The sequence below is a fragment of the Microbacterium sp. NPDC086615 genome, from assembly GCF_040686055.1.
In the GTDB taxonomy this organism is placed as follows: Bacteria; Actinomycetota; Actinomycetes; order Actinomycetales; family Microbacteriaceae; genus Microbacterium.
The window spans coordinates 1-19,714 of sequence record NZ_JBFBJJ010000021.1 but is presented as its reverse complement, the minus strand read 5'-3'; the positions used below and the strand labels follow the sequence as shown (position 1 = coordinate 19,714).

The following is a 19,714-nucleotide window of genomic DNA, read 5'->3' as shown; positions in this document are numbered from 1 at the left end:
GGTGTGGCACAATCCGCGCCGGTGCGGGGCGTCGACACCCGCAATAATGAGCGGGTGACCTCCGCTCCCCCCGCCGATCTCGCCGGCTGGCGCCACGTCTACTCCGGCAAAGTGCGCGACCTCTATGTTCCCGCCGACACGGCCGACGACGCCGCGCCCGCCCACCTCCTCGTGGTCGCGAGCGACCGCGTGAGCGCGTTCGACCACGTCCTCTCCCCCGGCATCCCCGACAAGGGCGTGCTGCTGACGACTCTGAGCCTGTGGTGGTTCGACCAGCTCGCCGGCGGCGACGGAGGGCGTGGCATCCCGAATCACCTCGCTGCCGACCACGTGCTCGCGGGCGACGACGCGGTGGAGCTGATCCCGGATGCCGTGCGCGGACGCGCCATGCTGGTCCGCTCGCTCGACATGCAGCCGATCGAGTGCGTCGTTCGCGGGTATCTCACCGGCTCGGGCTGGGCGGAGTACCGGGCGACGCGCACGGTCTGTGGCATCCCTCTCCCCGAGGGCCTGAACGACGGCGACCGCCTGCCCGAGCCGCTCTACACTCCGGCGTTCAAGGCGCCGATGGGCGAGCACGACGAGAACATCACGTTCGAGCGGTCGGTCGAGATCGTCGGCGCCGAGACCGCCGCGGCGCTGCGCGACCTGTCGCTCGAGATCTACCGCCGCGCGGCGGCGACCGCCGAGGCGCGTGGGCTGATCCTCGCCGACACGAAGTTCGAGTTCGGCTTCGACGCCCAGGGCGTGCTGACCCTGGCCGACGAGGTGCTGACGTCGGACTCGTCTCGATACTGGGATGCCGAGTCCTGGCGCACGGGGACCACTCCGGCCGAGCGGATGGCGAGCTTCGACAAGCAGATCGTCCGCGACTGGCTCGCGGCGAACTGGGACAAGCAGGGCGAGCCGCCCGTGCTCCCGTCCGAGATCGTCGAGCGGACGCGCGAGCGTTACGCCGAACTCCTGCGTCTGCTGACGGCATCCTGACCCGCCCGCGGAGGCTTCGACGAGCTCAGCCACCGCTCCCTCCTCGCCGCATGCGCCCCCGAGCACCGCGCCCCTGAGCCCGAGCACGGCCCCTGAGCTTGTCGAAGGGACCCCCGACCCCCCCCACCCAAGGAGACACATGTTCCGCTGGAAGCTGCACGGCAACGGGCGCACCGTCGAGCCCGGCGCGGTCGTCGCCCCGGGCGAACGCCTGAACTGGGGTGCGACGGTCGCGATCGGCCTCCAGCACGTCATCGCGATGTTCGGAGCGACGTTCCTCGTACCGGTGCTCACCGGCTTCCCGGTCTCGACCACGCTGCTGTTCTCGGGTGTCGGGACGCTGCTGTTCCTCCTCGTCACGAAGAACCGGCTCCCCAGCTACCTGGGCTCGTCGTTCGCCTTCATCGCCCCGATCACCGCCGCGACCACGGCGGCCGGCACCGGCTCGGCCCTCGCCGGCATCGTCGCCGTGGGCGTGCTTCTCGCGGCGATCGGGTTCGTCGTGCAGTTCGCCGGACTCGGCTGGGTCGACAAGGTCATGCCGCCGGTCGTCGCGGGAGCGATCGTGGCGCTCATCGGCTTCAACCTCGCACCGGTGGCGTGGGGCAGCTTCCAGAAGCAGCCGCTCACCGGCACGATCACGCTGGTCGCCGTCATCCTCTTCAGCGTGCTCTTCCGCGGCTTCCTCGGCCGCGTGTCGATCTTCCTCGGCGTGATCGTCGGCTACGTCGCCACGGTGCTGATCCAGGTGACGACCGGCGAGGCCCTCATCGACTTCGCCGCCGTCGAAGCGGCCCCGTGGGTCGGACTGCCGGAGTTCCACTTCCCCGACTTCGCCTCTCCCGGCACCTGGTCGGTGATCGCGATGTTCCTGCCCGTCGTCCTGGTGCTCGTCGCCGAGAACGTCGGACACGTCCGTGGAGTCGCGGCGATGACGGATGCCACGGCCAACCGCTCCACGGGACGCGCCCTGATCGCCGACGGCGTCGCCACGACCCTCGCGGGCTCGTTCGGCGGCTCCGGCACCACGACGTACGGCGAGAACATCGGCGTCATGGCGGCCACCCGCGTGTATTCGACCGCGGTGTACTGGGTCGCCGGCCTCGCCGCGATCCTGCTGAGCCTCTCGCCGAAGGTCGGCGCCGTGTTCAACACCATCCCGGCCGGCGTCCTCGGTGGGGTCACGACCGCGCTCTACGGCCTCATCGGGATCATCGGGATCAAGATCTGGGTCGACAACCGCGTCGACTTCTCCCGCCCCGTGAATCAGTACACGGGTGCCGTGGCCCTGGTGCTCGCGATCGCGGGCTTCACGATGGACATCGGCCAGTTCCAGCTCGGCGCGATCGTGCTCGGCTCGATCGCGGCCCTCGTGATCTACCACCTCGGCAACGCGATCGCCCGCGCCCGCAAGACCGGCGCCGACGACGGCGGTCCGATCCCCGCCGTCGGCCCGCTGGGGGGCGACCCGGCCTGAGCCGGTCGTCCGCCCCCACCACCCCCGGAGCATCCATGACCGCCACCACTCGCCCCACCGCCCGCACCGGCACGATCCTCGTCGCCATCGGCACCGTGGGCCTCGCCGTCATGCTGTGGTGGGATGCCAACGGCGCCCCCACCGTGGCCCACTTCCTCACGGCGTCCTTCGGGTACCTGATCGGCCAGGGCATCGTGACGTTCTTCGCCGCGCGGCGTCGCCCGCGCTGAAGTGCCGGGCCGCGGCATCCGGACCGTCCCGCGGAGTCCGGCCCGCGGCACCCGGGCCGTCCCGCGGAGTCCGGGCCGCGGCATCCGATCCGTCACGCGGAGTCCGACCGCGACACGCCGCCTCCACCCACCGCCCACCGGCGCGTCGCGCCGGAACTCCGCCTGACGGCACAGCGCCGACCCGGCCGCGTTCGCGCCGGCCCGCTCTATGCACCATGATGACGGCGAGGCAATCGCCCACCGGAAGGACCAGGATGTCGACCACCGAAGCCCACACCCATGACGTCGCCGTGCTCGGCGAGGCCCTCGTCGACATCGTGACCACCGCGGCGGGAGCGTCCGAGCGGCCCGGAGGCAGCCCCGCCAACGTGTCCGTCGCTCTCGGTCGACTCGGCCGCGACGCCACGCTCGTGGCACGCGTCGCCGACGACGAGCGCGGGGCCGCGTTGACCGCGTGGCTCTCGGCATCCGGAGTCGACCTGGTCACGGCCGGATCGCCGGAGCGCACCGCCACCGCCCGCGCCACCATCGGCGAGAACGGCAACGCGACCTACGACTTCGACATCGACTGGGTGCTGCCCTCGCCCGTCGAGGTGCCCGCCGCGCGGATCTTCCACACCGGATCCGTCGCCGCGACACTCGCACCGGGTGCCGACGAAGTCCGCGCCGCGGCCGAGCGCGCCCGTGCGACGGCGCTGATCAGCTACGACCCCAACATCCGTCCCGCGCTCACCGGCGGCCACGACGACGCCACCGCCCGCGTCGAGGCACTCGTCGCCCTGGCCGACGTCGTCAAGGCGAGCGCCGAAGACGCCGAATGGCTCTATCCGGGCGTTGCCGCCGTCGATGTCGCGCGGCGATGGGTCGAGCTCGGCGCCGGACTCGCCGTGATCACCGACGGAGAAGCAGGATCCCTCGCGGTCACCGCCCACACCAGCGTCGACATCGCCGCCGTGTCCGTCAGCGTGGTCGACACCGTCGGCGCGGGCGACACGTTCATGGGCACTCTGCTCGACGGCATCCTGGACATCCCCGGAGACGTCGACGAACTGCGCGCGAGCATTCGCGCCGTGGACCACGACGCCCTCGTCGCGCTGTTGAGCCGTGCGGCACGCGCCGCCGCCATCACCGTCGGCCGCGAGGGAATGGACCCCCCGACGCGCGACGACCTGGCCGGCTGATCGGGCGGGTCTTCGGCGGGCGGCCGGCGGCATAGACCAGCACGCAGAGCGCACCGAAGGATGCCGGGATGATGACGGCCCACCAGGGGAAACCGGGGATGTCCGGGGCCTTGCCTGCGGCGTCGATGTCGGCCTGCGGCGTCGGGGTCACCCGCTCGCCCGTCACCAGGATGCGATGGGTGTTGATGCCCAGAGGCGTGCAGGTGACGAGCGTCACCAGGTCTTCCCCGGCCTGCGGGAAGAGGCTCTCGGTCTCCTCCGGCAGCACGACCCGCGTGTCGCGCACGCGATAGGTGAGCACCTCTCCGAAGACCTCGATGGTGAACGTGTCGCCGACGACGACCTTGTCGAGATCATCGAAGAGCGTGGCTCCGGCGAGCCCCCGGTGCGCGGTGAGCACCGAGTGCTGGTCGGCACCGCCGACCGGCAGCGACGTGCCCTCGAGATGACCGATGCCCTTGCTCAAGGTCGCGTCGCTGGTGCCGTGATAGATCGGTAGGTCCACATCGATCGACGGGATGCGCAGCCGAGCCATCACCCCGTCGGCGCTGGCGTGAAGCAGGTCGTCGTAGACGAACCCCGGTGCGTTCGCGCCAGAGCCCGTCGGCACGCGCGACCCCGCCTCGAGCAACGCCCCGCCCACGAGCGCGGAGTTGTAAGAGTGCGCTTCGGACAGTGCCTCGCTGCGCGTCGACCGAGTCGTCGCGCCGAGGTCGGTCTCGACGCTCACGATGAGTCGCGACTGGTTGTACTGCGTCCACCAGCTCGCCACCGTCGGGTACATGAGCAGCAGAACGCCCAGGAAGGCGACGAGGGCGAACACCACCGTTCCCCACGGCAGGTGCCATCGGCGACGACGGGCCTGGCGGCGGGATGCCGGGGGGCCGGGGTCCTCGCCGGGGGGACGCCAGGACCGACGTCGGCGCGGGTGCAGCGCGACGTCGGCCCCAGCTACGGGAGAGGTGGCGTTGGGGGAGCCCACCCCTCCCGGCTTCATGCGGTCAGGACCGCTTCGCCCGCGCGCGGCGAGCGATGATCGTTCCCACACCCGCGACGACGAGACCGCCGCCGACGATGGTGAACAGGGCGCTTCCCGCGCCACCGGTCAGCGGGAGGTTCGGCCCCTGCTGCTGGGTGTTGTCGATGGTGACCGTCGTCGGCGTGTCTGCTCCGGTGGCGTTCACGGTGACCTGGGTCCACGGGTCGGCGGGGAGGACGTATCCGGCGGGTGCCTGCGTCTCCTTCACCCAGTAGGTGCGCGACGTCACCGAGTCGTTGCCCACCCACAGGCCGGCGATCGAGATCTTGCCGGTCGCGTCGGTGGTGAACGGACCGGTGACGAGCGCGCCGTTCTTGGCGTCGTACACCTCGAAGATCGCACCCGAGAGCGCGTTGGAGGTCGCGGCATCCGTCTTCTGGATCACGAGGGGGCCCCAGTTGGTCTGCGGCGTGTTGGTCTCGCGGTCGGATCCGTTGGTGTTGACCACGGCGGTGTTGGTGATCTGGCCGTTGGCTCCGAGGCTGGTGACCTTCGTCGAGATCTTCGCCTGAACGGCCGTCTTGCCCGCGAGCTTGGACAGACCCGTCGAGGTGAAGGTGATCTTGACGTTGCCGGACACCGTGTAGTCGGTGTTCTCCACGAGCGTCGTTCCATCCACGGAGACGGTGGCACCCGTGTAGGACAGGCGGGCGTCGAGGTTGTCGGTGATCGAGAAGCTGCGGTAGGTGTCACCCGCGGCGAGCGCCGGGAGGGGAGCATCCACCGTCCACACGACCGTCGAACCGAGCACCGGGGCATCCGGGGCCGAGACCGACTTGGTCGGGGTGGTGTTGTTCAGCTTGTTCTTCGGGTAGACGTGCACGTCGTAGAGCCAGGTCCCCTGGTTCGGGTACGGCACCGACACGAGGAAGGGCTGCACGGGCGAGACGATCGGGTTGGGGCCGGGGTTGGTCTCGGTGACGTAGTACAGACCGTAGGGGAGGTTCGCCACAACCGCCTCACCGTTCGCTCCCGTGGTCGCCGTGGTCGAGCTCGAGAACGAGAAGGGGGCCGACGTGATGTTGGCGGGCGTGGCCGTCGCGGCCTGGTCCCAGCCGGCGGCGGTGGTCAGGTCGATCGCCGTGCCGTTGTAGGCGACGCGCTGCACCGAGAACTGCACGCCCGAGAGCGCTTGACCGAGCTGCTGGACGGCGGCCGGATCCGTGATCTCGGTACCGTTGCCCGCGGCACCGGGGTCACCCGCGTGCTTGTGGATGGTCAGCGTTCCGGTGGTCCCGGTGATGTTCGACGGGCTCGCAGGGTCTGCTGCTTGTGCGGCCCCGGCGGCTCCCACCGAGCCGAGTGCGGCGAGGGCCGCGATTCCGATACCGGCGGCCAGCTTTCGCAGCCGTAGTGATCTGGTGGACATGTGATTCTCGCTTTCTTTCCGTGGCCGCCGAGGTCGACGACAGCCGAGTAGAGAGGGGATGTGCGGGGAGGACGAACGGTCAGCGCGAAGACCGCAGCCGGCGCCTCAGGATCAGGGAGATGGCGATGACGGTCGCGCCCGTGAGGGTTCCGAGACCCGCGATCAGGAACGTATCCGCTCCGACGCCGCCCGTCAGCGGCAGACGTGCCCCCGGCTGCTGCTCGTTCGTCTGCGGGCCGAGGTTCTGCGTCGTGCCGGCGTTGGCCGCTGTCACCGTGAAGGCCAGTGATCCCGCCGCGATGTATCCCGCGGGGGCCCGCGTCTCGGTGGCGGTGTACGACCCCCAGGCGAGCGCGTCGAGGCGGAACGCCCCGGGAGCGGGATCCTTGTCCAACCCGGTGCACGGGCTGCTGACGCAGTCGACGACCACGTTGTTCGGGGCAGCGAATGAGGGGCCCGAGACCGTCCATTCCGACCCGGACAGCAGGTCGCCGGTGGCCTTCGACGTCTTGGTCCAGGCGACGCTTCCCGGCTTGCTCGCGTTCGTGATGGTGCACACCACGTTGGCGTCGGCGGCGACGGAGACCGAGGCACCGGTCACGGTGCCGCCGGTGCAGCTCCACGTGCCTGTCTGGTAGCCGGTGGGCGCGCCCGACTCGGACAGCGCGTACGCGCCCGGGGCCACGATGGCGGACGTGATCGAGCTCTCACCGGTCTTGCCCGTGATGGTCTGCGAGCCCGTTGCGGTCAGCGTCCAGTCGGCCGGGGTCGAGCTGCCGCCGTACGTGTTGTCGACCTGCTTCTTCAGCGTCAACAGACCCGAGACCGGCTTGTTGGTGAGCGTGCAGTCCACCGCATCGCCGGGCGCGATGTTCGACACGGGGGTTCCAGACGGAGTCGCCACGGGTACGCTCTGCGTGCTGCCGTCGGCTCGAGCGATCGTGCAGACACCGCTCACGAACCGCCAACCGCTCTGCTGCTGCTCCGAGACCGTCACCTGGGCGCGGGACGAAGCACCGGTGAATCCCAGTTGCCACGACACGTTTCCGGATGCCGGGGTGACCTGGGTGGTCGCAGACGGAGAGGCGGTGCCGGTGCCGGTCGTGAACGTCGTCACCGCACCGAGAGTCCACCCGCTCCCGGGAACCGGGTTCTGCCCGCGGATGTCCTGGATCACCTTGCGGACGGTGACGCTCGCGGTCAACGGCCGGTTGGTGAACGTGCACTCGACGCTCGCGCCCGGGCGGTTGGGGATGGTCACCGTCGAGCCGGACCCCACCGCCACCGCAGCGCCGGTCTCGTCGAGGCACGCCAGAGTGCTCGCATAGCTGGCGAGCGAACTGCCGGATCCCGTCGCCATCTGCTCCGACAGCGTGTACGTGGCGCCCTGCAGAACGGCGAGGGGCCCGACACGGGCGGCCTGCACGCCCGTCGCCGAACCCGACGTCGTGGCGGTTCCGGAGACGACCGAGCCGCTCGTGACCGAGAGGGTGAATTGGTCCGAGCTCGCAACGCGCGCGGCGACATCCTTGCGGAGCGTCAGGTTGGCGGGGGAGTTGCAGCTGGCGAGGTCCGTGCTGTCGCTCAGTCCCGTCGTGGCGACGGAGATCAGCGTGCCCGTGGAGGTGTCGTACTCGCGCGCGGTGGTCGCGTTGCCGAGGAACATGCTGCCGCTGGTGTTGAAGGCGATCCCGTTGATTCCGGAGAAGCCGGAGGTGGTGAAGCTGAATGACTTCGACGCGGGGATCGCTCCGCCGGTGGCCGCCGCGAGGGCGGCCGCGGTCACGGAGAAAACCGTCGTGTTCGACTGGCCGCGGACGATGTACAGGTTGCCGTTCGCGTCGAACGCCATGTCGCCGTTGAACGCCGAACCGTCGGCGCCCGCCGAGGCGTCTACCGAGCCGATGAGCGTGAAGGCTCCGGTCGAGGGAACGTATCGGGTGAGCTGGAACTGGCCCCCAGAGGTGAAGCCCCCGAGGTAGTAGTTGCCGGTCTTCAGGTCGATGGCCCCCGCGACGAACGAGGTGATCGAGTTGTTGGTGTAGGTGTCGGTGGTCCTGACCCAGTTCGCCCCGGTGAAGTAGTACATCGTGGCCGTCCGCGCCGAATTGGTGCGCTCATAGGCCAGGGCCGTCGTGCCGTTCGCACCGATACCGAGGCCGTTGAATGACGAGACGTTCGGCGCAGCCGCGCCGACGGTGGACACCGTCCCGCTCGTGATCCGCCTCATCTGACCGCCCGCGGACACCGAGTAGAACGTCTGCGGCGCGCAGGTCAACGATGCCGCGACGCCGGAGGGGACCGAGGCCGGAACCGCCCGCGGAGAGAGCGCCTGCGTGACGGCGGTCGTGACCGCGGGGCGCAGCTCGGATGCGTTCGCCGACGTGCCCGAGCAGAGCAGCCCGAGGGACACCGCGACGACCACCGCGAGACGGACGACCTTCTCGGTCCTATGCATGGCTTTCTCCCCCTTGTCGAATAGCGCCGATTCCGACGGCGATATTCGCGATCCCACGATGGGCCTCGTTTCGGGTAGAGGCCGCGGGCAACGACATCCGTCCTCCTATCGCAACGAAGTCCGACGGATGCCGCGTCCGAAGCTATTCGCCTCTCAGAGAAGCGCGAAACTTCTCATACCCTCCCTAATCCCCCGCTTTCATACGGCGTCTTCATACTCGCGTTCATACCCGCGCTCGACCGCACGGGACCCGTGCGTCGGGACGCCGACCTCAGCGGCAGGAGAGGATCGCCCCCTCGGCAGAGGGTCGAGGCCCGATCGCACGACGCCCGGTTTCGCGGGCGCGACGGATGTCGATGAGAGACCACGCCGGAAAGCGACCACGTCTCACGCCCTTTGGGAATACCGCGCGAAACTTTCAGTCTCTTCTGGGATCCGCGGAGATGACGTTCTCGTTGATGACTGCCATGAAGAAATCACGCTCCTCCAGGAAGGAAAGCGCCTGCTCCCTGCTCGAGACTCCGAGTTTGCGATAGAGCGTACGCAATTGCGTCTTCACCGTATTGACACTGACGCTGTCTTTTTCGGCGATATCTTTATTTGATGCGCCATGATAAATACTCCACGCCAGGGACTCTTCGCGAGACGTCAAGCTCGGGACGAAGGACGGCGAAGGCGGGGCGGGCAGGCTCCCACGATATTCTTCGAGCCGAGCGACGAGGGCGCGGGCCCCGGGCACCAGGTCGCCGACGACCTGCGCGACCTCGTCCAGCTCGGTGCCCGCGAGGCCGATGAACGCGTTCAGCGACAGCTGCGCACGAGCCGCCACCCGGAAGCCGTCGGTCAACGAGCGGCGCGCGCGGCCGACCTCGCCGAGGCGGTATTGAGCCACCCCCCGCACGAGCATGATCGCCGCTGCCGCGCGCAGGCTGTGCTCGGCGAGGCGCCCCACACAGGGTTGCGTGACGCGCAACACGGAGCGGTAGTCGCCCATCATCTCCAGCGCCATGGCGCGTTTCGCCTCGAGGCAGACCACGTGGGAAGGCGGCAGAGCGCACGCACTCAGCACGGCCAGCGCGCGCCGCGGCTCGCCGCGCAGCAGCAGCGTGTCGAAGTACAGGCTCGTCAGCAGAGCGCGGACGATCGAGTGCCCGCGCGACGATCCGCAGGCGAGCAGATCGCCGGCCAGGCATACCGCTTCATCGAGGTCGCCGGAGAGCACCTGCGCCTGCACCACGGCCACGTCGGCGGCGTACGCGAGAGGATCGCCCCCGCCGACGATCTGTCGGAGGGTCGCCGCCGTGCGCAGCAGACCGTCGGCATCCCCGCTGTTCGCGAGGACGAGGATCCGCGCCACGCTCAAGATGTAAGAGTTCTTCGCCCACGAAGAATCGTTACGCTCCGCGAGGGCGTCGCATTCAGCGATTTGAACGGATGCCAGGGCCATATCGCCGCGAAGCGCCTGACAGAGAGCCAGCACGCTCTTCGCCCGGAAGGATTCGGCCGAACTCACACTCATACTCAATGCCCGGCGCGAATGCAGAGCGCCTGCGGCGATGTCTCCGAGGGAGCAATAAGCCTCCGCCGCATTCGCCTCGAGGAAGAAACTCGACTGACGATCCAGAGGGACGGAAGAACGAAGATGGAAGTTCCGCCAATAGCGGCGGAGGAGAGACTCGCAACTTTCCATATCATCGAGTCGTGAATGCGAGATGAGTGCTGCGCTGAGAATAATTACGTCATTTTCGGACATATTCTGATAGCCTGATTGGAACCTCGATGACCGCACGTAATTCAAGTCGTAGATTTGAACGGCCGCCGCATTCGGCAACGTGCTCGCATTCACTCGGCGCGCCGACTCGCTAACCAGATCGTATGACTCGAAAAGACTCACTTCGCTTCCACCGTGATCACTCGAGGCCCCCCTCATAAGAAAACCGGAATTGCCTGTTATGCATACGTGCACGAGGCGCCACTCGATACGGCGTGCCACTGTACAGGGGCCCAACGCGCACACTCCGCTTCTTATCCGCGGCAAATAGGCGTGACGGAACCGGGCCCGTCGAGGTGTCGAACTCGCCGGCCGAGAGGGGCCCCCCGACGAAGTTCCGCCGCATATCGAGCGAAATCGGCATTCGCGATGACACGAGCATCGCGACACGCGCGGCCTCGCTCACCCGGATGTGGGAGCGCTCTCACGACGTTTCGGTCGATTCGCCACGCGCGCGCCTCAACGGCGTGTCGCGGCTCCCTCCGGTCCGTCGCGCCGAGGGGGCGCGATCGGCCGCCGCGTGCGCGTCACCCATTTGTCACGGCGGCGCACGGAGCGACACCGTCGCATTGTCGGCACGCCACCGAATAGCGATCCCGAGATCACAGACCGGCCGTACGCGGGATATCCAGATAACGCAAGAAATGGAAACCCGGTCGGCGCGAAATACCCAAGGACGCTCATCGACCCGACGCAGCGGACGACGGACAGAGCGAGAGGGGAAGCGACGCGGGTAAACTTGTGTACGGTGCGTCGGGAAGTCTGGTCGACATTTCGTCGATCGACCCCTCTGGAGGCTTCATGAGCCCTGACACCGTCCGCGCGCCGAGCTGGCCCGGGTACGCCGAAGTCCACCGCGTGACCACGCTGCTGCGCCGCGAGTCCGTCGGCGGGATGCTCCTCGTCGTCGCCGCGATCGCGGCGATCATCTGGGCCAACTCCCCGGCGTCCGAGGCGTACTTCGCACTCCGCGACTTCCGCTTCGGCTACGAGCCCTGGCACCTCGAACTCAGCGTCGGAGCGTGGGCCGCCGACGGCCTCCTCGCGATCTTCTTCTTCCTGGTCGGCCTCGAACTCAAGCGCGAGATCGTCGTCGGGAGCCTCCGCCGGCTGAACACCGCGATCGTCCCCGTCACCGCCGCTTTCGCCGGCGTCGCCGTGCCCGCGCTCATCTACGTCGCGGTCGTGCACACCCAGCCGAGCCTGCTCGCGGGCTGGGCGATCCCCACCGCGACCGATATCGCCTTCGCCGTCGCGGTGCTGGCCCTCGTCGGCTCGCACCTGCCCGGCCCCCTGCGCATCTTCCTGCTGACCCTCGCCGTCGTCGACGACCTGATCGCGATCGCGATCATCGCGATCTTCTACACGAGCGACATCGCGCTGCTCCCGCTCGGCATCTTCGCCGTGCTCGTCGTCGTCTACGGCGTGATCGCTCACCGCGCCCGCGCGTGGTTCGCCCGCACGCCGTGGGCCGCGTGGGTCGTTCTGCTACCCATCGGATTCGCCGCCTGGGCGTTCCTGCACGCCTCGGGCGTGCACGCCACCATCGCGGGCGTGGCGCTGGCCTTCACCATTCCGGTCGCCGCATCGCGCCGCCGCGAGGCGAACACGATGGACCTCGCCGAGCAGTTCGAGCACCGCTTCCGCCCGATCTCGGCCGGCATCGCCGTCCCGCTGTTCGCCTTCTTCGCCGCGGGCGTCTCGGTCGGCGGCGGCGACGGCCTTCTGCGCGCTGTCATGGACCCCGTCACGATCGGGGTCGTCGCCGGTCTCGTTCTCGGCAAGCCCATCGGCATCCTGCTCGGCGTTCGCCTGCTCACCCTGGTGACGAAGGTGCGTCTCGACCCCGCGCTGAGGTGGATCGACCTCGCGGGCGTCGGTCTGCTGGCGGGCATCGGCTTCACCGTGTCGCTGCTGATCGCCGAGCTGAGCTTCGGCGAAGGCTCGCCGCACACCGACGACGCGAAGATCGCGATCATGGTCGCCTCGCTCCTGGCATCCGTCCTGGCCTCCTGCGTGCTCCTCGTCCGCAATCGTCGCTACAAGCAGCTGGCGCGCGACGAAGAGGTGGATGCCGATGGCGACGACGTTCCGGACGTGTACCAGCAGCCGCTGCCGCCGGGTCGCTGAGCGCTCAGACCGTGGGGGCGACGGCCGGGTACTCGTCCATCGCCACGGGCTCCCATGCGGGGAGGATCTCGTCCAGGATGAACCGCCCCGCCTCGCGCCACATCTCGACGATCTCGTCGTCGGGAATGGCGTCGAGTTCCACTCGGGTGAGCAGGCGGATGTCGGTCGACTCGCCCGCGTCGGGGTCTCCCGCGGGTTCTTCGCCGGTGACGAGCGCGTACAGCAGGTCGGTGTGGAAGTGCGCCGGATCGGCCGAGGTGCACGCGGTCGACGACAGCACCGGCACGGGGTGCGCCGCGGCGTCGGTGAGGCGGCGCACACGCACCGCGGGCTGGAGCAGCCGCACCTGCTCGGGCTGGTAGCCGGACTCCTCTCTGAGCTCACGTCGCACTGCCGCCCAGGGTGTCTCGTCGTGCTCGACGTGACCGCCGAACATCATGAGCTTCCGGGCACGCCGGTGCAGGTGGTAGCTCAGACGGGGCTCGGGGCCGTCGATGCGGACCACGAAGAAGCTCACGGTGGCGTCGTGATCGCCGGGACGGGTGTGCAGGTGCGGCATCGGCGGCTCGCTTTCAGCGGGTCGGGAACGTCCACGGTACCGGCCTCTCCCGCGCCGCCCGGACGCGGCCGCCGCCCCCCACGAGAACAGGAGATCGTGCGGAAACAGGACGACCGGAAGCAGAGTGGTCCTGTCGCGGTGGCATCCCCTGTTCTGATGACGCGGGCGCGCGCCAGCTCAGTCCTGGGAAAGGGGGACGTCGGAGAGGGATGCCGCGAGCGCGAGCTTCGCGCGACGGTACCGGCCCCGAACGGTGGCCGGGGCCACGTTCTGCAGGTGGGCGATCTCGACGAACGACAGCCCCTCCCAGTGCGCCAATGTCACCACCTCCGCAAGCTCCGGTTCCAGTTCGCCGATGAGCGCGCGGAGGGCGATGGCTTCGGTCGAATCCGCCACCGTGTCCGCCGCCATCTCGCGGCGGAGCGTGTCAGCGAGGGCACGGCGTCGACGAGTTCCCCGCTCGGAGTTGGCGAGCACGTTTCGTGCGACACCGAACAACCACATGCGCACCTCCTCCCGAGGAGTAGGGAGATCGGCCCGGCGGCGCCACGCCGTCAGCAGCGTTTCAGCCAACAGGTCTGCCGCGTCCTGACCCACTCGTCGGGCGAAGTACCGGAGAAGGTCGGGACTCAGCTGCTCGACGAGGGCGACGAACGACGCTTCATCGTCGCTGCGGCGGAGGGGACGCTTCACCGCTTCTCGCCCTCGCACAGCTCTTGGGAGGAGAAGCCCAGGCCCGTGGTGGGATAGCCCACGGCCTCGACGTGCGACATGACGGCGGTGAAGACGGCGTCCTTGACAGCGATGTTGTATTCGACGTCGGCGTTGTACTGGTTCGTGCCGAACCCGAAGGGAACGGACTCCCCCTCGCCCTCGTAGGTCATCGGCTCTTGCCGTAGCTTCGCGATCTCGGCATCCACGTCGATCGCGTGGGCGAGGTCGGTGGTTCGGAGGTATTCACGGGCGGCGTCGGCTGCGGCGGGGTCCGCCGGCACATCCGCGGGGCGGTCCGCCGCCGGCGAGAACGTGACGTCCCCGATCCTGACCTCGCAGGTTCCACCGCCCGGGAGGGTGTAGGCGAATGACGCATCCGGGGAGAGCGCCCAGGTCTCCCACGCGGCGGGCTCCATCCAGAACCGGCTCCAGTCGACGGCGACCGCCGCATACGCCGCGCCCGCGGTCCCCAGTACGAAAACCGGGACGAGTGCGGCCGCGAGCACTCGCTTACGCCGTCCACGATTCCGGTCATCGGCGACGATCGCGCGCGCCATGGTCGAGGCACGGACGCGCACCCCGTCGTCGCTCACGTCACGTGCGCGATCAGCGCGAGTCATGATCGCGTGCAGCGCGTTGTCCACGTCGTCGTTCATCCGGAACACCTTCCCTCACCGGGGGCGGAAGCACCCCTCTGGAACAGACATGTCCGGGTGTCTCCCAAACGTTGTCGGATCTTCCGGCCGGTGCAGGTACGGACGGTACGGTGACCGCGTGGACAATGAACGCGAGAGCCTCGTCATGCGAGCGAAGATCCTCAGGGGCTACATCACCGCGGTCGAACAGCCCGAGAAGCTCCTGCAAGTGTGCGCCGCCGCCACCGGTACTGTCGACGACGTCCGAGTCGCGGTCGCCACGGCCTTCGGCGTCAACGACATCACCGCCGAAGCGATCCTCGACCTGCAGGTTCGGCGCTTCGCGCCGACGACGGTTGCGCAGATGAAGGCGGAGCTGGCCGAGAACGAGCGGCGCCTCGCCGACCTCGACCTCGTGTCGAACGTCCCCGCGGCACCGAACGAGGCGGACCGCCGAGAAGACGGCGACCTTCCGCCCCGACATCTGACCGCGAGCGCGTACGGAATCTTCCTCAACGGGGCGTACGGTGTGGGAAAGTCGTCGGTGCTGGACCATCTTGGCGATCTGTTTGCCCGGCATCAACTGGCGTTCAGCCTGTTCGATGTCGACTGGTTCCACCGTTCGTGGCCGACAGCATCCCACGACCCGCGGAACGTCGTCGTCGAGGCGGAGAACATGCGAGCCACCTGGGAGAACTATCTCTTGACGGGACCGCGTACGCCCCTCATCGCTGGCATCATCGAGACCGCGGACGACCTCGTCCGATACGAGGAAGTGTTTCAGCGGGAGCTGCGGATGGTTCTTCTCACCGCCTCACCCCGGGTCGCCGAAGACCGGCTCCGCCGCCGATATGACCGCGACAGGTACGCCGCACTTTCGTGGCACCTTGCCCGTCATCGCGATCTCGCCTCGCGCCTCGAGACGGGCCACGGGTACGTCGTAACCGTGGACACCGACGAACTCACGCCGGCCGGGGTGGCGGCATCCATCTTCGATGCTCTTCGTCCGGGCGAGAGCTGACCGGATCTCCGCGGGGAGATGAATCGCCACGCGGGCTCTCACAGGGACGGCGCTGCTGACCGAGTATGCCGAGGCTGGTAGATGAACAGGCACGACGCTGAGCGAACAGGCTGTCTCGGCCCAATCCGGCTCGAGCACGTTCACAGAGGCCCGCATCTCGAGGGTGCCGTCAGCAGCGACGTCCGCTCTCAGCAAACGAACAGCGTCAGCGCGGATCAGCCGGCTCCGACGCCACCTCGATGGTGATACGCCCGCCCGCTTCGATCACCCCGGGACCGCGGTCGGGTGTGGGCGCGGGAAGCGGAATCTCCTGCTCCGCTTCCCACATGATCCGCGCTTCGTGCGCCGCGGGATGGAACAGTTCATCGAAGCCGAGCAGGCCTCCGGAAGACACGGGCGAAGCACCCGCCCGCCGCTGACGACGGCCGGCCGCGTAGGCGACCGCCGCGAAGACGAACGGCACGCAGAGGACGACCGCGATCGTCGCCCACCCCCACACGTCCTTCATGCCCGCGACTCTGCCAGATTTCTCTCCCGCAGCACACCCGCGAACCGAGAGCGATCAGCCGAAGATCTGCGACGTGATCTCCGAGAGCCACGGCCGGGCGTTGACGTTGACGGTCTCGAGGTAGAGCCACTTCCCGTCGCCCGCGACCACCACGTCCTCGGTCTCCGGGGTGTCCGCGGGCTTCGCGCAGTACTGCGCGCCGAAGTCTTGCGACACCTGACACTCGAAGCCCTGCGCACCCAGCCCCTCGAGACCGGCCGTGATGTCGGCCGCGGGTGCGGTGCTCACGATGAGCAGCACCGCCGCCGACTCCTCCTGGATCCAGTTGCACGACAGCACGGTCGTCGCGTTCGCGGGCGCCGGGCGCACGAAGCCGTCTGCGTGCTGCGCAGTGAGGTCGCCGACGGTCTGCTGGCGGGTCTCGGCGGTGCCGAGATCCTCACAGGATGCCGGCAGCGCGGCGGGCGACGACGACGGGGCCGCGGGGGTCGAGGCCGTCGGCGAGGCGACAGACGCTGTCGGCGACGCGGCCGGGGTGTCGCTCGGAGCCGGCGCGGCGGTTCCCGAGGCGCATCCGGTCAGTAGGGCGGCGGCCCCGATCAGCAGCGCCCCGGTGAAGGCGAGTGGTGCATGACGCATGACGGTCCCCCTTCGCGCGGCGGCGATCTCCCCACGCCGTCCGCTTGTCCTTCGCTCAACATAGCTCGGTTCGCCCGCCGCTTCACCCACTTGACCCTCACGCAACGTGAGGGCCGAGCCTTGAGGCATGAACGAGAACTTCGACGCCTTCGACATCAGTCCCGTGCCGCCTCCGGGACCGGATGCCATCGCACCCCCGCTGTACCGGGGGATCTACGGCATGCCCCAGTTCGTCACCTTCCCGACGTCCGACCTGGCGGCATCCGTCGACTTCTGGACGCGCGGTCTCGGGTTCTTCGAGCTCTTCGGCATCCCGGGGCAGATGGTGCACCTGCGGCGGTGGGCGTTCCAAGACGTCCTTCTCGTGTCGGGCGAGACGCCGGCGTCGGTCTCGGCGGGGCACGTGAGCTTTGCGTGCCTCCTCAACCAGATCGACCCTCTGCTGGCGTCGCTCGCCACCGTGGGAACCGCAGCCGAGGTGCGCGACACTCCCTGGAATACGCGCGACGTCGAGGTCGTCACGCGCGAGAACGCGCGCGTCGTCTTCACGGCGGCCAAGGTGTTCGATCCCACGACCGTCGAAGGCAACAACCTCCAGTCGGTCGGGATCGGGCGCGACGAGAATGACTCCCATGGGTGAGCAGGGGATGCCGGTCGGCGAGACGGCCGCGCGACTCGGGCTGACCGTGCGCACGCTGCACCACTGGGACGAGATCGGGCTCGCGAGCCCCGCGGCCCGCTCGGCCGCCGGATACCGGCTCTACACCGACGACGACCTCGAGCGGCTCCGTCGCATCGTCGTCTACCGCGAGCTCGGTCTCGATCTCGATGCCATCCGCGCGGTGCTCGACGAGCCGGGCGGAGACGTGGCCGAGCAGTTGCGCGTCCAGCGGGCGCAACTCGCTCGCCGCATCGCCCAGTTGCAGCACCTCGACGAGGACCTCGAGCGCATGATCGCGGCGCAGGAGCGCGGCATCCTGCTATCCGAAGAGGAGCAGCGCGCGACGTTCGGGCCGGGGTGGGACACCCGCTGGCCCGCCGAGGCGCGAGAGGCCTACGGCGGGTCGCCGCAGTGGCAGCAGTACGCCGAGCGGGCGGCATCCCGCTCGGCGGACGACTGGAAGGCCGTGACGCAGACGGTCGCGGCCTTCGACGAAGAGCTCGGCGCAGCCATCGACGCCGGCGCCCGCCCCGGCGACGCAAAGGCCGACGCGCTCGTCGAACGGCACCGCGAGGTGTTCTCGCAGTACTTCCCGATCACCCGACAGATGCAGGTGCACCTGGGCCGGATGTACGCCGCCGATCCGCGCTTCGCGGCGCACTACGACGCGGTGCGACCCGGGCTCGCTGTGTGGCTGCGCGACGCGATCGAGGCGAGCGCCCGCGCGCACGGCATCGACTCCGACACCGCTGCCTGGGAGTGATCAGGCCGAGCCGCGCTCGATGATCTCGGTCGGCAGGATCGCGGTGGTCGACGGTGCGCGCCCGGCGAGCAGGTCGAGCAGCATGCGTGCCATCTGCCGCCCCTGGTCTCGCGACGGCTGCCGGATCGTGGTGAGAGCGGGGACCAGGGAGGTCGCCACGGACGAGTCGTCGAACCCCATGACGGCGACGTCGCGCCCGGGCTCAAGCCCCCGCTCGCGCAGGGCCGTGTACGCGCCGCGGGCCATGAGGTCGCTGGCCACGAACACCGCGTCGGGGACGTCTCCGGATGCCAGAATCCGCCGCATCGCGTCGGCACCCTCGGTCTCGGTGAACCCGCCGTCCTCCACGGCGAACGGTTCGAGTCCAGCGGCGGCGAGGGCGTCGCGGAACCCCTGCAACCGGTCGATGCCGGCGGGCATGTCGGCGGGACCGGCGACGGTGGCGATGCGACGGTGTCCACGGTCGAGCAGGTACTGCGTGGCATCCCTCCCGCCCTGCACGTTGTCGACGTCGACGTAGTGGTCGGTGGGGCGCACACGCGCGGGACGCCCGCCGTAGACGACGGGCACGGTGTCGGCGAGACGGTCGATGAACGTGTCGCTCGTGTGGTGCGAAGCGACGATCGCGCCGTCGACGCTGCCGCTACGGAGGTAACCGAGCGCCTTCGCGCTGGCGTCGTCGCTCGCGATGAGCATGTTCATGACGTAGTCGGACTCACCGATCACCTGCGAGATGCCGGCGACGATGGAACCGAAGAATGGATCGCCGAAGAAGCGGTCGGTGTCTTCGGGGATGACGAGGGCGATCGCGCGGGTCTGACGGCTGGCGAGGGAGCGGGCGGCCCGGTTCGGGACGTACTGCAGCTCGTCGATCGCCCGCTGGACGGCGTCGAGAGCGGCCGGCGACACCGCGGTCGAGCCGTTCACGACGCGCGAGACCGTGGAGCGCGAGACACCCGCTCGCGCGGCGACCTCTTCGATGGTGGCAGCACCGCGCACGGGGGTGAGTGACATCGATCTTCTCCCGGGCTCTGCGATGCGACCGCGCCGTTACACCAGCGGCGACGTTGTGAGCGTACTCCCCGGACCGGTCCGGATGCTGCTCGACGCTGCCGCGGTCGAATCGAGCCGAAAATGCGCTAGAGAAACCGTCCCAGAGGTCACGGGGCGAGGGCGTGCGCGAGCGAGCGTTCCGAGGGGAAGCCCGACAGTTTCGCGACGCTCGCCAGGGAGAAGTCGGGATCCGCGGCGAGGAACATGCGGGCGAGGCGGAGCCGCTCCTCGCGGAGCATCTGGCCGGGCGACCGGCCGTGGGCGGCGAACGCCCGCTCCAGCTGACGACGCGTCACGCCCGTGCGCTCAGCGACACGATCGACCGTGAGATCGACGTGCATCGCACCCGAGGTGATGACGACCGAGGCCCGGTGATACAGGTCGGCGTAGCCGACGGCCTCGGGCGGCCTCGCCCGGGGTGAGGCGCGCAGCGCTCCGGCTTCAGCGCGCGCCGCGGCGATCAGCGCCTCGACGGATGCCGCGACCGCGGTCGCGACGCTGATTAGCCCCCCCCCCCCC

General features: G+C 69.2%; 19 protein-coding genes. 8 read left to right on the top strand and 11 right to left on the bottom strand.

Annotated features, from left to right (window positions below):
• Window positions 1-54: 54 nt before the first annotated feature.
• The 4 genes from AB0O24_RS16495 to AB0O24_RS16480 all read left to right on the top strand — a co-directional run bounded on the left by AB0O24_RS16495 (window position 55) and on the right by AB0O24_RS16480 (window position 3,875).
• Window positions 55-987 carry a phosphoribosylaminoimidazolesuccinocarboxamide synthase gene (locus AB0O24_RS16495; protein WP_363376483.1) on the top strand — a complete coding sequence of 311 codons (933 nt, stop codon included), beginning with the start codon at window positions 55-57 and terminating at the stop codon, window positions 985-987.
• 139 nt (window positions 988-1,126) lie between these two features.
• Window positions 1,127-2,464, top strand: coding sequence for a solute carrier family 23 protein (locus AB0O24_RS16490; RefSeq protein ID WP_363376481.1), 1,338 nt, complete (start codon window positions 1,127-1,129; stop codon window positions 2,462-2,464).
• Between the two features lie 35 nt (window positions 2,465-2,499).
• Window positions 2,500-2,694, top strand: a complete 195-nt coding sequence (locus tag AB0O24_RS16485) for a hypothetical protein (protein WP_363376479.1) — start codon at window positions 2,500-2,502, stop codon at window positions 2,692-2,694.
• 254 nt (window positions 2,695-2,948) lie between these two features.
• Window positions 2,949-3,875: a PfkB family carbohydrate kinase gene (locus tag AB0O24_RS16480; RefSeq protein WP_363376477.1), complete on the top strand. Its 927-nt coding sequence runs from the start codon at window positions 2,949-2,951 to the stop codon at window positions 3,873-3,875.
• Here the strand turns inward: AB0O24_RS16480 and AB0O24_RS16475 are convergent.
• The 4 genes from AB0O24_RS16475 to AB0O24_RS16460 all read right to left on the bottom strand — a co-directional run bounded on the left by AB0O24_RS16475 (window position 3,820) and on the right by AB0O24_RS16460 (window position 10,494).
• On the bottom strand, window positions 3,820-4,857 hold the full coding sequence (locus AB0O24_RS16475; RefSeq protein WP_363376476.1) for a class C sortase: 1,038 nt from the start codon (window positions 4,855-4,857) through the stop codon (window positions 3,820-3,822). The two genes, AB0O24_RS16480 and AB0O24_RS16475, sit on opposite strands and share 56 nt — an antisense overlap.
• Window positions 4,858-4,876: 19 nt before the next feature.
• Window positions 4,877-6,283, bottom strand: a complete 1,407-nt coding sequence (locus AB0O24_RS16470) for a SpaH/EbpB family LPXTG-anchored major pilin (protein ID WP_363376474.1) — start codon at window positions 6,281-6,283, stop codon at window positions 4,877-4,879.
• A gap of 79 nt (window positions 6,284-6,362) precedes the next feature.
• Window positions 6,363-8,741 (bottom strand): hypothetical protein, encoded by a 2,379-nt coding sequence (locus AB0O24_RS16465; RefSeq protein WP_363376472.1) that lies wholly within the window; start codon window positions 8,739-8,741, stop codon window positions 6,363-6,365.
• Window positions 8,742-9,159: 418 nt separating this feature from the next.
• The gene (locus AB0O24_RS16460) at window positions 9,160-10,494 is read right to left on the bottom strand and encodes a LuxR C-terminal-related transcriptional regulator (RefSeq protein ID WP_363376471.1); all 1,335 of its coding nucleotides are present in this window, start codon (window positions 10,492-10,494) and stop codon (window positions 9,160-9,162) included.
• Window positions 10,495-11,313: 819 nt separating this feature from the next.
• On the opposite strand from AB0O24_RS16460, the gene nhaA reads away from it, so the two are divergent.
• On the top strand, window positions 11,314-12,642 hold the full coding sequence (nhaA, locus tag AB0O24_RS16455; RefSeq protein WP_363376469.1) for a Na+/H+ antiporter NhaA: 1,329 nt from the start codon (window positions 11,314-11,316) through the stop codon (window positions 12,640-12,642).
• Between the two features lie 4 nt (window positions 12,643-12,646).
• On the opposite strand, the gene AB0O24_RS16450 is transcribed toward nhaA, so the two are convergent.
• The 3 genes from AB0O24_RS16450 to AB0O24_RS16440 all read right to left on the bottom strand — a co-directional run bounded on the left by AB0O24_RS16450 (window position 12,647) and on the right by AB0O24_RS16440 (window position 14,571).
• A complete protein-coding gene (locus AB0O24_RS16450) occupies window positions 12,647-13,201 on the bottom strand; it encodes an NUDIX domain-containing protein (protein ID WP_275797628.1) in 555 nt (184 codons plus the stop codon).
• Between the two features lie 177 nt (window positions 13,202-13,378).
• Window positions 13,379-13,894, bottom strand: coding sequence for an RNA polymerase sigma factor (locus AB0O24_RS16445; protein ID WP_275797630.1), 516 nt, complete (start codon window positions 13,892-13,894; stop codon window positions 13,379-13,381).
• The gene (locus AB0O24_RS16440; protein ID WP_275797632.1) at window positions 13,891-14,571 is read right to left on the bottom strand and encodes a hypothetical protein; all 681 of its coding nucleotides are present in this window, start codon (window positions 14,569-14,571) and stop codon (window positions 13,891-13,893) included. Before AB0O24_RS16440 ends, AB0O24_RS16445 begins: the two co-directional genes overlap by 4 nt.
• Window positions 14,572-14,689: 118 nt before the next feature.
• On the opposite strand from AB0O24_RS16440, the gene AB0O24_RS16435 reads away from it, so the two are divergent.
• On the top strand, window positions 14,690-15,571 hold the full coding sequence (locus AB0O24_RS16435; protein ID WP_275797634.1) for a hypothetical protein: 882 nt from the start codon (window positions 14,690-14,692) through the stop codon (window positions 15,569-15,571).
• A gap of 205 nt (window positions 15,572-15,776) precedes the next feature.
• Here the strand turns inward: AB0O24_RS16435 and AB0O24_RS16430 are convergent, their stop codons facing one another.
• The gene (locus tag AB0O24_RS16430) at window positions 15,777-16,079 is read right to left on the bottom strand and encodes a hypothetical protein (RefSeq protein WP_363376466.1); all 303 of its coding nucleotides are present in this window, start codon (window positions 16,077-16,079) and stop codon (window positions 15,777-15,779) included.
• 54 nt (window positions 16,080-16,133) lie between these two features.
• Complete coding sequence (locus AB0O24_RS16425) at window positions 16,134-16,718, bottom strand: hypothetical protein (protein ID WP_363376464.1); 585 nt, start codon at window positions 16,716-16,718, stop codon at window positions 16,134-16,136.
• A gap of 127 nt (window positions 16,719-16,845) precedes the next feature.
• Here AB0O24_RS16425 and AB0O24_RS16420 point away from each other — a divergent pair, with 127 nt between their 5' ends.
• Window positions 16,846-17,358, top strand: coding sequence for a VOC family protein (locus AB0O24_RS16420; RefSeq protein ID WP_363376462.1), 513 nt, complete (start codon window positions 16,846-16,848; stop codon window positions 17,356-17,358).
• On the top strand, window positions 17,351-18,142 hold the full coding sequence (locus tag AB0O24_RS16415; RefSeq protein ID WP_363376460.1) for a MerR family transcriptional regulator: 792 nt from the start codon (window positions 17,351-17,353) through the stop codon (window positions 18,140-18,142). The genes AB0O24_RS16420 and AB0O24_RS16415 overlap by 8 nt, the downstream gene beginning before the upstream one ends.
• Here the strand turns inward: AB0O24_RS16415 and AB0O24_RS16410 are convergent, their stop codons facing one another.
• Window positions 18,143-19,156, bottom strand: a complete 1,014-nt coding sequence (locus tag AB0O24_RS16410; protein WP_363376458.1) for a LacI family DNA-binding transcriptional regulator — start codon at window positions 19,154-19,156, stop codon at window positions 18,143-18,145. It abuts the gene before it with no gap.
• Between the two features lie 146 nt (window positions 19,157-19,302).
• Window positions 19,303-19,714, bottom strand: a 412-nt coding sequence (locus tag AB0O24_RS16405) for a helix-turn-helix domain-containing protein (protein WP_363376456.1), incomplete at its 5' end; no start/stop codon positions are given.

Coding starts and splice junctions, on each gene's coding strand:
- AB0O24_RS16430 (WP_363376466.1), bottom strand. CDS start 16,079: ATGAAGGACGTGTGGGGGTGGGCGACGATCGCGGTCGTCCTCTGCGTG.
- AB0O24_RS16465 (WP_363376472.1), bottom strand. CDS start 8,741: ATGCATAGGACCGAGAAGGTCGTCCGTCTCGCGGTGGTCGTCGCGGTG.
- nhaA (WP_363376469.1), top strand. CDS start 11,314: ATGAGCCCTGACACCGTCCGCGCGCCGAGCTGGCCCGGGTACGCCGAA.
- AB0O24_RS16490 (WP_363376481.1), top strand. CDS start 1,127: ATGTTCCGCTGGAAGCTGCACGGCAACGGGCGCACCGTCGAGCCCGGC.
- AB0O24_RS16485 (WP_363376479.1), top strand. CDS start 2,500: ATGACCGCCACCACTCGCCCCACCGCCCGCACCGGCACGATCCTCGTC.
- AB0O24_RS16440 (WP_275797632.1), bottom strand. CDS start 14,571: ATGAACGACGACGTGGACAACGCGCTGCACGCGATCATGACTCGCGCT.
- AB0O24_RS16425 (WP_363376464.1), bottom strand. CDS start 16,718: ATGCGTCATGCACCACTCGCCTTCACCGGGGCGCTGCTGATCGGGGCC.
- AB0O24_RS16470 (WP_363376474.1), bottom strand. CDS start 6,283: ATGTCCACCAGATCACTACGGCTGCGAAAGCTGGCCGCCGGTATCGGA.
- AB0O24_RS16415 (WP_363376460.1), top strand. CDS start 17,351: ATGGGTGAGCAGGGGATGCCGGTCGGCGAGACGGCCGCGCGACTCGGG.
- AB0O24_RS16420 (WP_363376462.1), top strand. CDS start 16,846: ATGAACGAGAACTTCGACGCCTTCGACATCAGTCCCGTGCCGCCTCCG.
- AB0O24_RS16460 (WP_363376471.1), bottom strand. CDS start 10,494: ATGTCCGAAAATGACGTAATTATTCTCAGCGCAGCACTCATCTCGCAT.
- AB0O24_RS16410 (WP_363376458.1), bottom strand. CDS start 19,156: ATGTCACTCACCCCCGTGCGCGGTGCTGCCACCATCGAAGAGGTCGCC.
- AB0O24_RS16450 (WP_275797628.1), bottom strand. CDS start 13,201: ATGCCGCACCTGCACACCCGTCCCGGCGATCACGACGCCACCGTGAGC.
- AB0O24_RS16480 (WP_363376477.1), top strand. CDS start 2,949: ATGTCGACCACCGAAGCCCACACCCATGACGTCGCCGTGCTCGGCGAG.